Annotated in this window: 13 protein-coding genes and 7 tRNA genes; 8 read left to right on the top strand and 12 right to left on the bottom strand. The window is 36.8% G+C overall.

Annotation, left to right across the window (positions count from 1 at the left end):
• Positions 1-38: 38 nt before the first annotated feature.
• The 6 genes from WC663_00330 to WC663_00305 form a co-directional block, all read right to left on the bottom strand.
• Positions 39-110: transfer RNA gene (locus WC663_00330), tRNA-Val, on the bottom strand.
• A gap of 83 nt (positions 111-193) precedes the next feature.
• A tRNA-Ala gene (locus tag WC663_00325) sits at positions 194-264 on the bottom strand.
• A gap of 128 nt (positions 265-392) precedes the next feature.
• Positions 393-463 (bottom strand) — tRNA-Pro (locus tag WC663_00320).
• A gap of 170 nt (positions 464-633) precedes the next feature.
• Entirely contained in the window at positions 634-1,383 is a 750-nt protein-coding gene (locus WC663_00315) for a helix-turn-helix domain-containing protein (GenBank protein MFA6295784.1), read from the bottom strand.
• A 681-nt stretch (positions 1,384-2,064) separates the two neighbouring features.
• Positions 2,065-3,981 carry a hypothetical protein gene (locus WC663_00310; GenBank protein MFA6295783.1) on the bottom strand — a complete coding sequence of 639 codons (1,917 nt, stop codon included), beginning with the start codon at positions 3,979-3,981 and terminating at the stop codon, positions 2,065-2,067.
• A 1-nt stretch (position 3,982) separates the two neighbouring features.
• Entirely contained in the window at positions 3,983-4,732 is a 750-nt protein-coding gene (locus WC663_00305; GenBank protein ID MFA6295782.1) for a hypothetical protein, read from the bottom strand.
• A 93-nt stretch (positions 4,733-4,825) separates the two neighbouring features.
• Between WC663_00305 and WC663_00300 the strand changes: the two genes are divergently transcribed.
• The 5 genes from WC663_00300 to WC663_00280 all read left to right on the top strand — a co-directional run bounded on the left by WC663_00300 (position 4,826) and on the right by WC663_00280 (position 7,000).
• A tRNA-Arg gene (locus WC663_00300) sits at positions 4,826-4,897 on the top strand.
• 91 nt (positions 4,898-4,988) lie between these two features.
• A tRNA-His gene (locus WC663_00295) sits at positions 4,989-5,059 on the top strand.
• A 93-nt stretch (positions 5,060-5,152) separates the two neighbouring features.
• Entirely contained in the window at positions 5,153-5,641 is a 489-nt protein-coding gene (locus tag WC663_00290; GenBank protein MFA6295781.1) for a phosphatase PAP2 family protein, read from the top strand.
• A 5-nt stretch (positions 5,642-5,646) separates the two neighbouring features.
• On the top strand, positions 5,647-6,750 hold the full coding sequence (locus WC663_00285) for a PQQ-dependent sugar dehydrogenase (GenBank protein MFA6295780.1): 1,104 nt from the start codon (positions 5,647-5,649) through the stop codon (positions 6,748-6,750).
• A 25-nt stretch (positions 6,751-6,775) separates the two neighbouring features.
• Positions 6,776-7,000 carry a DUF2769 domain-containing protein gene (locus WC663_00280; GenBank protein ID MFA6295779.1) on the top strand — a complete coding sequence of 75 codons (225 nt, stop codon included), beginning with the start codon at positions 6,776-6,778 and terminating at the stop codon, positions 6,998-7,000.
• Positions 7,001-7,045: 45 nt separating this feature from the next.
• Here the strand turns inward: WC663_00280 and WC663_00275 are convergent, their stop codons facing one another.
• From WC663_00275 to WC663_00260, 4 genes are all read right to left on the bottom strand, one after another.
• Complete coding sequence (locus WC663_00275; GenBank protein ID MFA6295778.1) at positions 7,046-7,615, bottom strand: hypothetical protein; 570 nt, start codon at positions 7,613-7,615, stop codon at positions 7,046-7,048.
• Positions 7,599-7,778: a hypothetical protein gene (locus tag WC663_00270; protein MFA6295777.1), complete on the bottom strand. Its 180-nt coding sequence runs from the start codon at positions 7,776-7,778 to the stop codon at positions 7,599-7,601. The genes WC663_00275 and WC663_00270 overlap by 17 nt, the downstream gene beginning before the upstream one ends.
• 51 nt (positions 7,779-7,829) lie before the next feature.
• Entirely contained in the window at positions 7,830-8,918 is a 1,089-nt protein-coding gene (locus WC663_00265) for a glycoside hydrolase family 3 N-terminal domain-containing protein (protein ID MFA6295776.1), read from the bottom strand.
• Positions 8,919-9,346: 428 nt separating this feature from the next.
• Positions 9,347-9,577: a hypothetical protein gene (locus tag WC663_00260; GenBank protein ID MFA6295775.1), complete on the bottom strand. Its 231-nt coding sequence runs from the start codon at positions 9,575-9,577 to the stop codon at positions 9,347-9,349.
• Positions 9,578-10,337: 760 nt separating this feature from the next.
• Here WC663_00260 and WC663_00255 point away from each other — a divergent pair.
• On the top strand, positions 10,338-12,083 hold the full coding sequence (locus tag WC663_00255; protein MFA6295774.1) for a putative metal-binding motif-containing protein: 1,746 nt from the start codon (positions 10,338-10,340) through the stop codon (positions 12,081-12,083).
• 207 nt (positions 12,084-12,290) lie between these two features.
• Here the strand turns inward: WC663_00255 and WC663_00250 are convergent, their stop codons facing one another.
• Both WC663_00250 and WC663_00245 read right to left on the bottom strand, forming a co-directional pair.
• Positions 12,291-12,608 carry a hypothetical protein gene (locus WC663_00250; protein MFA6295773.1) on the bottom strand — a complete coding sequence of 106 codons (318 nt, stop codon included), beginning with the start codon at positions 12,606-12,608 and terminating at the stop codon, positions 12,291-12,293.
• Positions 12,609-12,647: 39 nt separating this feature from the next.
• Positions 12,648-13,193: a hypothetical protein gene (locus tag WC663_00245; GenBank protein MFA6295772.1), complete on the bottom strand. Its 546-nt coding sequence runs from the start codon at positions 13,191-13,193 to the stop codon at positions 12,648-12,650.
• Positions 13,194-13,412: 219 nt separating this feature from the next.
• On the opposite strand from WC663_00245, the gene WC663_00240 reads away from it, so the two are divergent.
• Positions 13,413-13,484 (top strand) — tRNA-Arg (locus WC663_00240).
• Between the two features lie 85 nt (positions 13,485-13,569).
• Positions 13,570-13,642, top strand: a tRNA-Ala gene (locus WC663_00235).
• Positions 13,643-13,667: the final 25 nt, after the last annotated feature.

The raw sequence follows: 13,667 nt of genomic DNA, 5'->3' as shown, positions 1-13,667 counted from the left end.
AAATTTATTGTAAATTGGTAATTGAAAATTATTTTGAATGGGCAATAGTGGTATCGAACCACTGGCCTCTCCGATGTGAACGGAACGCTCTACCACTGAGCTAATTGCCCTTTTAACATTTAACCATTAACTTTTAACAATTAACACTTTTTGCGATTGTTAAATGTTAACTGTTAATTGTTAAAAGTTGATTTGGACCTAGCGAGAATCGAACTCGCGTCCCCGCAATGCGAATGCGATATATTACCACTATAATATAGGCCCAGCGTGAATTATAAATAACCTGCCCGCAATGCTTCGCATAGCGATGCAGGCGGGCTAAATGCTAAATAACTAAATTACGACGTCGGCAATTTTGTTATTTAGAATTTTGTTATTTTGTTATTCGATTATCGGGACACTGAGAATCGAACTCAGTCTACATCCTCCCGAAGGACGCGTACTACCGGTATACTATGTCCCGAAAATGTGAAGCGTGAACGTGAGAAGTGGGATGTGGGAACAACTTCCCATTTCTCATCTCTCATTTCCCACGTTCCCAAAATGTTCCACGTGGAACATTTTATACTCGCAAAACTAAATTTAGAGTTATCAGCGTCGCATCTGCGTTCGAAATCAGCGCCAGATCTGCTTCTATTTCAATGAATTCCACAAGAATTGAAAGAAATATCTCATTGCTGAAATAAAATGTTTGTCTTCTATATATAGTGCTGTAACTTTTGCGTTGAAATGAATTTGCAAGAAACGATTTCCCGAAATTAAAATTAATGATTTGAAGTCAATCTGATTAGGCGTAAATTTGTAATGAGGAGATGATTGATCAGCAGGGTATTTACCAGTAACAATGTCTTTTGCATCAGTAACGATATAGATATTGTTGTTCTTAGAGATTCTTTGACTTAAAAATTTATCTAGGAATTTCATTTTATCTAAATATTCGCTTAAGTATTTGTCGGATCCCATGATTAGCAATTTGTCTTTAGATAAGAAAAGATCGAACAAAATCTGCTTGATGTCTTCAATCTTATCACACTTTTTAATATTTTCAACCTTTGTTTCTGATTTCAAAAAGTCATTGATATTAGGAATAAGGTCGGTGAGTAGGACTTCTTGTTCTATTAATTTTTCTCTTTGCATTTTTAATGTATCGCGAAGACTTTCAGGAGAACTCATTTCATAGATTGTAGATCTCCCCTTTTTGTACTCTTTTGTAAGTTTGATTTTTTTTAGCTTCTCTAAACTGTCATAAGCTGTTGTTCTTTTTACATTGGCTTCTTTTGACAGGGCATTAACTGTTGCTTTGCCCAACTTTAAACCAGCGAGGTAAAGATTTGACTCGCTGAGTTTTAGACCAAATTGTTGTAACGATTCGCGGATGTCCATATTTGTGTGATGAGCGTCGGAGCGTCGGAGCGTCGGAACGTCAGAACGGAAGATCGTATGAATGTTTGAGCGTTGGACGTGGAATTTCTAGGCATTGGATTATAATCCTGAGTTAGGATTTTCCGACGGTCCGACGGTCCGACCGTCCGACGAACTGACGATCTGACGCTCTTACGTTCTGACGTTCCGACGCTCCACGAATGTTCCACGTGGAACATTTTGAGCAGAAACAGACTTTTTGCCTTATTTAAGCTACTGTCGGAAATGTCCGACACTTCCGACATAATTGTAACACTTATTCAATTAAATTGCCAACAGCTAAAAGGCACTAAAACACAGGTTATCCTATAGTTATGCACAGGATAAGAACAGAGCGTAGGAGCTTCGGAGCGTAGGAAATCAGAATGTGAGAACGTCGGATTTCGGAGTATCTTGTTTGAGGGCTGGACTATAGAAAATTAGTCGGAGAGTTCCGACAGCTTTAATCTTTAATATTTCGAGGCTAAGCAATCCAAAATCTAAACTTTTAAACTTATAAATTTTAAGTTCTAATGTCTGACGATCTGACGTTCCGACGTTCCGAAGCTCAGACGGTCTGACGGTCCTACGGTCTGACGTTCTGACGCTCTGAAAATAAAAAAACCGCGATTGCGGTTAAATAAGGTACAAAGATATTAAATATTAGTAGAGAATAAGACCTCGCCAATCTGGCTTTCTACTATTTGGATTGACTATTTCTTCTAGTCCCTCTAGGCCTGGAAGAACTCTATGTGGATCTTGCTCTTGCTCTAACTCTTCTTGTTGTCTCATCATTTCGTCAGATCTTTCTTGATTTGGCGAGATAATTGGGGATTGTCCTTCTACTGTGTAATCATCAACTGTCACGACTCGCTCTTTGGTTTCAAAGTATTTGACACTGACAACATCACCAGGCTTGGCTAGTGTCAAAGATGTCTTGCTTTGATCAGACTTCATGACATCACAAGCAAATTCCAATGGCATTCCTTCGAGACTGAAGCGAATGCTGGTTGATTTTTCTTGCGGGATAATGCTAAGGCGGTCAATCTTACCCTTGTATTCTTTGACTTCGCTTGTGTCACTGACTGTTGCCTGAATTCCTCGTTGTGACAAAGTCTTTTTGAATAGTGTCAGTGCTTCCTTTTTGCTATCAGCCAGAATTGGTGGTGAAGATGTATCACCATTTACGATTGCAATTTTAACAAGAGCTCCTCCGGAATGACTCTTTCCTGACATTGAAATCACTTGTGCAACCCAGCAGTTTGGCTGACCATACATATTGTAAGGAATAGGCTCAGTTGGTGATTGCTCAACAACTTGCTTGCCAAGTGCTGCCAAGATATCGCTTTCAATTCGCTCTTCAGTTGCACCACTTGCAGGAAGAAAGAAGAACTTGCCAGTCCTTGAATCCATGAAAGCTTTGCCGACTAGCGATTGATCATTGTCATTCATTGAGGTAAAGCCTGTGAACCAATACGGCTCACCGTCAGATCCCCAAACCATTTCAACAGCGCTCTTTTCACCAATTTCTGTTGGCTTTTTCAAGTCTGGATTGGCATTCACATTGTTCATCCAACCATGCTTGTAAGTGCCCCACCATTTGAAATAATCAATTGCCAATTCTTGAGGTACAGCTCGATCAACCCAGTTTGGAATATCATTTACTTTGTAGAATTTCTCTGCACCTGTTTCCGGATTGACAACCAAGACACCCTTTATAGTGTAATAATCGTAACCCTTGAAACAATCAAGAACTGTAACCACTTGCCATGGATTCAACTGCTCATCAATTTCAAACGAGAAATCAGCGAGGTACCAATCTGGATGCTCATTATACAAATATCTATCTAGCGCGTTCCCAAAATATGCTGACATTAGATATAGCATTTTCATTTCTGATTTGTCAGCTTTTTTGGTAATCAATCGAGGCTTTTCTGTCTCATCTTCAGCTGAAATCATGATGTAGCCTGGTGATGTTTTTCCTGCATTCATTGATTTGAAGAATCCGCCAAATTCCATTGGCGCGACCCAATACAATCTGTCATTAACCTTCTGAATAGTCATTGTCGCATCTTCAAACTGGTAATAGGCGCCATAGTTTTGACCGCTTGAAGAAATCTTTTCACGAGCAATTCTCAAAGCTGTTTCTCTTGGCACAACTCGAATATGATTTTCATCAACTGGATTTTGATTGAACTTGCTTGCATCAACTTGCATTGAAGCTGCTTTTTGGTAAAGCGTGTCTGCATGGCCACAATCGCTAGTACAAATTGGCAGAGCAATTAAGACTAGAATTCCGATAACCATTGTTACAAGTCCTGAATTACTGACTTCTCCATCACCACAATCACTATTGATAAATAGATCATAGCCGTTGCTGATCAAAAACAGACATAGAATTACCGTAAATGTTCTGATGCCATCAAAAGTGATCAAAACTTTATACTGGATGAGCCATATCAAAACCAAGTAAACAACGCAACGAATGACTGCGTGGAAAATGTAGCTTGTCTTTCGATTGTCAATTACAAGGCTCTGTGCGCCAAACAAACTTACGATCAAAGCCCAGAGAAACGTCATTTTACTTTGCCTCCTCTTTTGGTTGTCCGTAGACTACCTGGACTTGATTGCTGGTAGTCTTTCTGTTGTCCTTGAACACTTCGGCGAAATAGACATAGGTGCCGCTTGTATGAACTTCACGGCTACTAAAAATAGTTCCTTTGTTCCATTTATTGACTACGCTTGTATTACGGTAAAGAATAACCTCATCGACATCTCTATCTACAGCGATTGTTATATCTGCTTCAATATTATTAAATAATGGCGTTGCAAGAATGGAGACAATCACATCACTTTCAGTTTCAGCTGGCTGATCTGTTGTTGTTAACCAGTCATCAGCGATATACGCTCCAAAGAGTAAGCCACCTACACAAATTGCGAGTAAAGCAAGAACCATTACTATGATGGCATTTATATTTTTGCTTGAAAAGCTTTCTTCGCTAGGTGATCGCTGTATTTGACTTTGTCTTGAAGATGCTGGTTCAAGTCCGACTTGGCGACGAAGAGTCAAGCGAGTTTCAGTCAAACGCCGATTAAGTTCATCAGTGGAAATACTTGGATAAGCAGTTGACACTGTATCGCGCATTCTTGTAATTGCGCTATCGATTTCTTGTTCAGCATTTCTTTCTGCTGATCTTTGCGCTTCCAGATCTCCCATTGTATCAATAAATCTTGCCTCTTCTTGACGAATCAAATCTTCAACTAAAACTTGTTGTCTTGCCATTGTTTTCCTCCCTCTGGTTGTGAAAGAACGTTCAACGTAAAGTAGCATAATATATTAATTTTGGCAAGAAAATGAATTGACCAAGTGTTATTTTTCATATATAATTGTATTGTTATGGTTGATTTGATTAGATTCTATCCGGCCCCCATAGCTCAACGGATAGAGCTATCCCGTCCTAAGGGAGAGATGCGCGTTCAATTCGTGCTGGGGGCAGATACGAATTATAAATTTTAAATGAAAAATTATAAATTACGATAATTAAAAATTTTTCATTTTTCATTTGGAATTTATAATTCGAAATGTGGTGGCTATAGCTCAATGGCAGAGCACTGCTCTGTGGCAGCAGCTACAAGGGTTCGATTCCCTTTAGCCACCCCTTTAAAATAATAACTAAATTAGAAATTCAAAATAACTAAATAGCTTTCTGCTATTTTTTTATTTTTAAAAATATAGTATATTAAAATTAATATGATAAATACATTAATAATTTTTGGTGCGAAATATTTATTTTTGGCAATTATAATTATTGCATTAGGTTTTATTATATTCTCAAAGAGAGAGCGTCAAAAAGATTTAATCGTCTTTTTTTTAATGGCTTTGCCTTTGATTTATGTATTTGCCAAGATTATCAGTCTTTTTTATTTTAATGAACGTCCATTTGTAGTTGGAAATTTTGCGCCATTAATTCCGCATGCTCCAGATAACGGATTTCCATCTGATCATACCTTGATTTCAGCTGCGATTGCTTCAGTAATTATTTTTTATGATAAAAAGGTTGGGATTGTATTATGGATTCTGACTGTTCTTGTTGGAATTTCAAGAGTTCTGTCAGGAGTTCATCATACAATTGATATTATTGCCAGTATGATTATTTCTTTGCTTGTTGCTTGGCTTCTATATACATATATAATGCCGATAATTAAAAAACAAAAAAGTTATATCAATTTTTGGAAATAAAATTTATGAATAATAGTTTAACAAAAAACTGGTTAACAACAGCTGGTTTTGAGATTAAAAATGTTGCTACAAATCTTGATTTACCTGTAAATATTGCCTTTGTCGAAAAAGAAAAAAGAGGAGAAGACAAGCCATTATGCTATGTAAATGAGCTTTATGGCAAAGTAAAAGTTTTTAATGATAAATTTGAGATTTTTACTTATGCTGAAGATCTTTTGAATTTTAAACAGCAAAGAGAAGATATTCCTGGAAAAGGCGAGTGCGGATTGACTGGAATTTGTATTGAAAAGGAAACGGGCGATCTATTTTTATCAATGACTTATATTGATAATGGAAAATTTAAATCAAGAGTAATTAGAACAACAAGTATTGACGGATTTAAAATGGAAAGTTCAAAAATTATTATTGAAAATATTCCATCTGTTCATGCAGCTCATCAGATTCAAGCTTTGAATATTGGTCCTGACAATAAATTATACATTAATTTAGGCGATGGAATGTTAGACTCAAGTGTTGCTCAAGATGATAATGATTTGAGAGGAAAAATTTTGAGATTAAATCTTGATGGCTCAATTCCTTCTGATAATCCAAATCCAAAAAGTCCGGTATTTGCCAAAGGCGTCAGAAATCCTTTTGGCGGAACGTTTAGAAAAAGTAATCAATCATTATATGTATCAGATAATGGACCTGATCGAAATGATAGGATTATGAGAATAAAGGCAGGCGAAAATTATGGCTGGCCAGATAATATAAGGCAAAATATTATTTTTGATTGGTATATAACTCAAGCACCAACAGCAATGGCTTTTAATCAAGATAATATATTTTCTGAAGAATATAATGATTTTTTGTTTTTAAATCTTTTTGGAACTTCATATTTTGAAGGAAAAACTGTTAAAGGTAAGAAAATGGTAATGTTAGAAATTGATAAGGAAAATGACAATGTTTTATCATACACTGATTTCTTACAATATAATGGCAATGGTCCAGCTAGCCCTTGCGGATTGGCGTTTGGACCTGATGGATTATATTTTACTGATTTACATGGCGAAAAAAATGAAAAAGGAGAGCCAAAAGGAAATATTTTCTGTATTAAACAGACTAAATAAATTTTTATTAATTAATATATAAATTATGATTGTAGAGAACAATAAAGAGAATTTTGCAAAATGCATTTGCACTGGCTGTCCAACATATATTGATTGTATGAAAGAAAAAAATCAAAAATTATTCTGTGCTGTAGGCAAAACAGAATGCAATCCAAAAAAACAAGGCTGTATTTGCGGAGAATGCCCAGTTGCCAGCCAATATGGATTGAAAAAATTGTACTATTGCATTAATGGCGCTGAAACTGAGTAAATTTTGTGAAATTAAAAAACAGCTTTGAAGCTGTTTTTGTTTTACTTAAATTTCTTTTAATTCTTTATGATATTTATCGAATTTATCTTTATTAAATTTTATCAGACAAAATGGAATTATATTGCCTTGTTTTAATTCATAGGGAAAAATATGGATTATATCAAATATACACGATGGAAAATCCTTTTTGTTGCCAGTAATTAAAAGTTCTCGTACATAATTCAACATCAATCTTGCAGCCAGAAGTAAATCTACAGGACTAGAATGGCAGGCTGTATTCTTTTTAGTATTTCTAATTTGCTGTTTGTAAATTTTTGATAGTAAAAGTGCATTTTCCTGTTGCTTTGTGAATACTTCAGGATGCAATATAGATTGCTGAAAGAAATTACTATTAATGAATTTTTCTTTATCAGCTTTTTGTTCTGGAATAAATATATCCCTTAAAAATTCAAGTCTGATTAAATTGTCAATAACTAAATAATTTTTTATTAATATTTTGTATATATTTTGAGCAAAATTAATATCTTCTGAAAGTACTTTTAAAAAATCACTGTCTAAATAAATATATTTTCCTTCAATTCCTAAGACTTGACTCATATTAGATATAGTACTCATTACTTATTCCATGCTTTGCTTCCCATTTTTCTCTTATTTCATGATTTTTTTTTGCAAGTTCAAGTAATTCCTGAATTAACTTAGGGTCATGCTTTGGTATCCTTTTTGATGGTTTTGCGTGAGAAAAATGAGGTTTTAGATTTTTGTATTCTTCGTATGTCATATTATTCTTTTTATATAAATATTATAACATTTTTTTAATTTTTGTAAAAATTTATTCTTGCATCTGATTTTTGAGTTCTAGAATCTTGATAACTTTTTCATCTATCTCTTTTTCTGATATTTTTTTGTCTTCAACTGCTTTAATAATGGCATTGTAAACGTTGACTTGTTCTTCTGGCTCGCCAATGAAGAGAAGAATATCATTGGAAGCTTGCAAAGCTTTGATTGCTATTTCTTCAAGAGTGTACTTTTTTGTTAAAGCTTTCATGCTTAAATCGTCAGTCATGATTAGTCCATTATATTTTAATTTTTTCCTTAGAATATCAGTTAATATTTTTTTGGATAATGTAGCTGGATATTTTGGATCAATTTTTGGATAAAGTGTGTGAGAGGTCATGATGATTTTTGGGTCTTGATTGTTGATAACTTCTTGAAATGGCTTTGTATTATTTAACATTTCTTTTTCTGATTCTAAAATCATTGGTAATTCTTGATGTGAATCAATCACAGAATTAAAATGACCTGGAAAATGTTTTGGAACATAAATAATTTTAGCTTGGTTATAACCTTTAGCAGTTGCAACTGCTAATTTTGATGTTTCTGCTAAATTATTTTCGAAAGTTCGAGAATAAATAAATGAATTTTTGTCAGTTGAAAAATCTAAGACAGGAGCTAGATTAATATTAATGCCCAAAGATAATAGTTGTTCTCCTCTTGTTTTAGCAACTTTTATTGCTTGTTCTTCAGTCTTAATATCTTTCTCTGCTGTATGTTCGACATCTTGCAATCTCGTAACTATTCCTCCCTCTTGATCAATTGAAATAAAAAGAGGAATTTGCTTTTCATTTATAGTCGTATTATATTGCAAAGCATTGGTCAAAGTTTTGATTTGATCATTGTCTTTGATATTTGCTCCCATCAAAATCACACCGCCGACATTTCGCTCCAAAATCATTTTGTTAATATAATAATCTGGTTCTGTTCCATTGAAGTTGACTATCATCAATTGACCGACTTTTTGTTTGAGAGTCCAGTTTTTCAGAGGATTAGGCTTGGCAGTTTTGAATTTGACAAAAACAAGAGACAGAATTATCGCCAATATAATAACACTTATTATAATTATTATTTTATTTTTTTTCATTATAGAAATCTTTAAATCACGAAGTTCACAAAGTTTGTAAAGTTTTTAAAGTTATAAAGTTCGGAAAGTCGTAGACTTTATAAACTTTATAACTTTAAGGACTTTATAACTACTTTGATTTTAACAGATTTTATTGAAAACAAAAATCCCCCAATTATCCGCCTTCGTCTTGAGACTTTGGCGGACAATGGGGGACGTTTGTTATTTTTTGAAAACTAGATATAAACCAATTGGAGATGTTATGAATCTTGTATAAAGATCATAAATCTTTGCTTTTATAATGTTTTGTAACATTGAAGTTAATTATTTTTTCCTTCCACAATCTACAAAATGATTTGTAAACTCTGGAAGGGCCGTAAAACGATCGAAGATCGAATACGGCTAGTAGCAAAGAGCTGTGAAGAAGCGAAAGGAAGATCGTGAGAAGATCAGAGACCGGTCTGGTAGAACGTGAGTGCAGCCACGAAGATCATGTTGCACACGATGACGATGGGCAAGACGAACCACGTCCGCTTCGCCATCTCCATCGTGAACCCGGGGATGAGCTTGATGTCGTCGATCTTACGATCGACGATTGCCATCCCGCAGGGTACCATGATCCCGCAGAAGACCACGATCGCCACCCACACCAGGATCCCGAGCAACGCTGCGGACAACATTGTGTCCTCCTCTTTTGACAGGAGCTATCTCCTGTAGTGAACTATCCTTCCACAATCTACAAAAGATATTTGTAAACTCTGGAAGGGCCGTAGACGATCAGAGATCGAATACGGCAGGTAGCAAGGTGCGGGTAGCAAAGTGCGGAAGGCTAGTGCCTTCCACGAAGCCAGTAGCCGAGCCCGAAGGACAGCGCTGCAATGAGTACCAGAGCAACCGCGATGTCGAAGTTCTCCATTCAATCCTCCTTGACCGTCCTTCCAGCACTGGAAGGAAATTGCCTCAAAATTGAGAAAAAGATAGAAGATCTGAATAACTAATATTAAATATCTGATGCTTCCTTTCTCTCAAATTTGAGGCGAAAATAGGTTTTTAGGTACTATTGTTTATTTTTGAGGCTTTTAACACAGCTATTAAGAGTAGCATACTATTATATTTTTGTCAATAGTATTTCCTAAATATAATACAAATATACGAATAAATGCAAATGATACGAATTACGAATATTGTTATTTTGGCTTAAAATAAGCAAAATATAGCAATCTTTGAATTTAGGTTTTAATTGCTGTTATTTTGGCTTAGAAAAAGCAATTTATTATTTATTCCTAAATTTTGCTTTTTTGTCCTAATTCTAGCCAAAAGGCTTGACATATTCTAAAAAATAGATTATATTCTGGTATTGCTCTTTCTACGTATATATATTGGAATATTGGGTCCGACAACAGAGAGACCTGCGGGTCTCCACAACAGGAGGGCGAGAAGATGAGACAGCAGAGATTGTGTGTATTGTTGATGTTGGTTTCTGTTTGTGGATGTTTCGATGCAACCAATGATGACAATCAGGATCTGAACACGATTTCAAAGCCGATGAATGAAGTTTACAATTACTGTGGAAACGATCAGGATGGCGATGGATTCACTCCTGAAACAGGCGATTGCAATGACAATAATTCGTCGATCAAGCCTGGAGCTGAAGAAATCTGTGGTGATTTGATTGACAACAACTGCGATCAGATTGTGGACTATGCTGATTTCGATGGCGATTCCTATGACGATTGCACTGTTGACTGCGATCCTCGCAATTCCGATGTCTATCCTGGTGCTCTTGAGCTCTGCGATTACAAGGACAACGATTGCGATGATGCAGTTGATGAAGATTACGTGATGCTGAATCAGCCTTGCCTTGTTGGTATCGGTGCTTGTGAATCTGCTGGATTCTATATCTGCAGCGGAAGCAAGGACACGATGAAGTGCGATGCTGTTGAAGGTTTGCCTTCTGAAGAAGTCTGTGACAATGTCGACAACGATTGCGATGGCGTCACTGATCAGATGACGATGCCTTGTGGGATTTCGGAAGGTGAATGCAATCCTGGTATCAACACTTGCACGAATGGCAACTGGAATTGTGAAGGTGAGGTTTCGCCAGTTGCAGAAGCTTGTGATGGCAAGGACAATGACTGCGATGGATCGACTGACGAGGACTTCGTGAATCTGAATCAGACATGTGAACGCGGAGTTGGCGTTTGTTTCAACCAGGGCGTGTATATCTGCACTGCGGATGGCTCTGGTCTGGAATGCAATGCTGCCGTGATCGATGGAACTGATGAGATCTGCGATGGCAAGGACAATGACTGCGATGGTTTGGTGGACGATGATTTCATTGGCTTGGGTGCAGAATGCTTCGTTGGCGATGGCAATTGCGTTTCGGTTGGAACATTCATGTGCAATGCTGATGGCCAGATGGTCTGCAATGCTGTTCTGAACTCTGGAACTCCGGAGATCTGCGACGGCATTGACAATAACTGCGATGGCAAGACTGACGAAGACTTCATTGGACTTGGCGATCCTTGCATGGTTGGGGTTGGCGAATGCGCAACTCTTGGCGAGATGATCTGTAATCCGGACCAGCTTTCGCCGAACAAGACCTATTGCAATGCTGTGCCGATGAATCCGGTTCCGGAAACTTGCGATGCATTGGACAACGACTGCGATGGTGAGACTGATGAAGAAGCATGCGTCAATGCAGACGATGTTGATTCTGATAGTTATCCGGATGCAGTTGATTGCGATGACAACAACGATCAGATTCATCCGCAGGCGATCGAATTTCCTGACGGAATCGACAACGACTGCGATGGTGTGACTGACGAACATGTGATCGCTCAGATGACACATGGTCTGGATGTCTTCGCTGACGCTTCCAACATCTATCTGATGGGTGATGAAGCAGTGAATTGGCCTGGAGTTTATTTCTGGACTGAAGAGTATGCTTTCGATCCTGTCAGCAACGAATACTATCTGCGTGATTACGTGCATGGTCAGTATGACGAAGCATTGAAGATGATGACCTATCCGTTGCCGACAACGATGGCATATGTCTACTTCAATTTCTCGAGCACGCTTGGCAACTGGATGTTGTTGACGCCTGATGTTGCAAGTCCTACTCCTGGACTTGATGTCAGTCTTCATGATGATCCGAATGGATACAGCTTGCAGGTTGCACGCTGAAGTTCTTTTTTTTCTTTTAGAGGTTAACGCCTCTTTTTTTATTTCATTAATTATTGTTTTGTTGTGTTTTGGGCGCATTTATTGTATATAGCATAAATTTTTATATATTTGCGATACGGAAATGCGCGGATTCTAATGCGGATATAAGCGGATGTGATTTAAAAATAAAAAAAGCCTGTTAAATAGGCTTTAAAAAGTGCGGATTTTTTATGAACTTTGCTTAGTATCATTTCTTAGCGATTGAGAATCAATCATGTCATAGGCATATGATTGCCAAGAAGACTTGAGCTTAAGGTAATTCACAATAAACAAAATGACTAAAACTATTGTAAATGCTGAAAAAATCACTGCTCTAATAGCATTTAATGCAATTCTTGGATTTGTGATTGATTCATACCATAGACAGACAACAATTGCAGGAGTAAAGGTTAAAAAGAAAATTTGTGAATTGTCAGCATAATGGCGAATCCATTTCCAGAAATAAAACAATCTAGATGGTTTCTTTTCAGCTTTTTTCTCTGCCATTTCTCCTCCTCCTTGTGATCTTGAACAGAAATTTCGGATTTATTCTTTTGAACATTCCATAATTTTTTGCGCTCTTGCAATTCCTGGAGGATGATTGGGACTAGCTTGAAACATTCCTTGGCTTTGAAAAAGATTTATTGCAGATCTAATTGCTGCTGGATCTTCTGTTAAATGTTCTGTAGCCCAGCAATCTGCTTCCAATTCTCTGGTATGATTAGTCCACATTTGGCTATATGGATTGGTCATAAAATATCGCTCGTAATATTGTTTCTGGAGATGGCCAAGCATAATATGACCATATTCATGCATCTTAGTATATTTTGTGATATATGGACCCGCTTGTGCGACAAGCATTGGATTGAAATAAATTACTGGCTGGCCATTTGGCTGAAGACTGGAAATTGCGATATCAGGAAGTCCAGGAACTGGAATTTCAGGAACATCATTTAAATCTTGATATGAATCAGAGCTGTCATCAAGATTATTGCCAGTAGATTGATTGGAATACGGATATGGACCAGGTCCAGGCACATAAACACAAGCCGAAGATATTAGACATAATACAAAAACAAGTGTTCTTCTCATCTTTTTCTCCTTTCTCCTTGTTGAGGGTGCTGTACTAAATATTATAGAAAGAATTAAATTAGTCAAGCTTAATCATATTTTGGATTGATTATTCTTTGATTTTATATTAAAGTAGTTTTGAATGGCCCTCATAGTGAATCCTCCTTCGTCCCTCATTCCATTCGGGACTTCGGAAGACAAGGCGGATATCACTCTAGTCTCCTGCCCGCCATTGCCATCGCCCTCGTAGTGAAGCGGATATCACTCTAGTCTTCGGAACTAGCAGCAGAGGTTCGAATCCTCTCGAGGGCAATTTAAACAATTAACTATTAACATTTAACAGTTAACTTTTAGTATATTTTGTTAATTGTTAAAAGTTAATTGTTAATTGTTTTTTGGGCCCTTAGCTCACTTGGTAGAGCGTTTCCATGGCATGGAAAAGGTAATCGGTTCGATCCCGATAGGGTCCATTTTTGTTTTGCAAAAAATATGATA

The organism is Patescibacteria group bacterium (genome assembly GCA_041662665.1).
Taxonomy (GTDB): Bacteria; Patescibacteriota; JABMPQ01; order JABMPQ01; family JAQVVF01; genus JAQVVF01.
The sequence above is the reverse complement of the archived record's forward strand: the minus strand, read 5'-3'. Positions and strand labels throughout refer to the sequence as shown.

Coding starts and splice junctions, on each gene's coding strand:
- WC663_00310 (MFA6295783.1), bottom strand. CDS start 3,981: ATGACGTTTCTCTGGGCTTTGATCGTAAGTTTGTTTGGCGCACAGAGC.
- WC663_00260 (MFA6295775.1), bottom strand. CDS start 9,577: ATGTTGTCCGCAGCGTTGCTCGGGATCCTGGTGTGGGTGGCGATCGTG.
- WC663_00315 (MFA6295784.1), bottom strand. CDS start 1,383: ATGGACATCCGCGAATCGTTACAACAATTTGGTCTAAAACTCAGCGAG.
- WC663_00270 (MFA6295777.1), bottom strand. CDS start 7,778: ATGACATACGAAGAATACAAAAATCTAAAACCTCATTTTTCTCACGCA.
- WC663_00290 (MFA6295781.1), top strand. CDS start 5,153: ATGATAAATACATTAATAATTTTTGGTGCGAAATATTTATTTTTGGCA.
- WC663_00250 (MFA6295773.1), bottom strand. CDS start 12,608: ATGGCAGAGAAAAAAGCTGAAAAGAAACCATCTAGATTGTTTTATTTC.
- WC663_00305 (MFA6295782.1), bottom strand. CDS start 4,732: ATGCTACTTTACGTTGAACGTTCTTTCACAACCAGAGGGAGGAAAACA.
- WC663_00255 (MFA6295774.1), top strand. CDS start 10,338: ATGAGACAGCAGAGATTGTGTGTATTGTTGATGTTGGTTTCTGTTTGT.
- WC663_00285 (MFA6295780.1), top strand. CDS start 5,647: ATGAATAATAGTTTAACAAAAAACTGGTTAACAACAGCTGGTTTTGAG.
- WC663_00245 (MFA6295772.1), bottom strand. CDS start 13,193: ATGAGAAGAACACTTGTTTTTGTATTATGTCTAATATCTTCGGCTTGT.
- WC663_00265 (MFA6295776.1), bottom strand. CDS start 8,918: ATGAAAAAAAATAAAATAATAATTATAATAAGTGTTATTATATTGGCG.
- WC663_00275 (MFA6295778.1), bottom strand. CDS start 7,615: ATGAGTACTATATCTAATATGAGTCAAGTCTTAGGAATTGAAGGAAAA.
- WC663_00280 (MFA6295779.1), top strand. CDS start 6,776: ATGATTGTAGAGAACAATAAAGAGAATTTTGCAAAATGCATTTGCACT.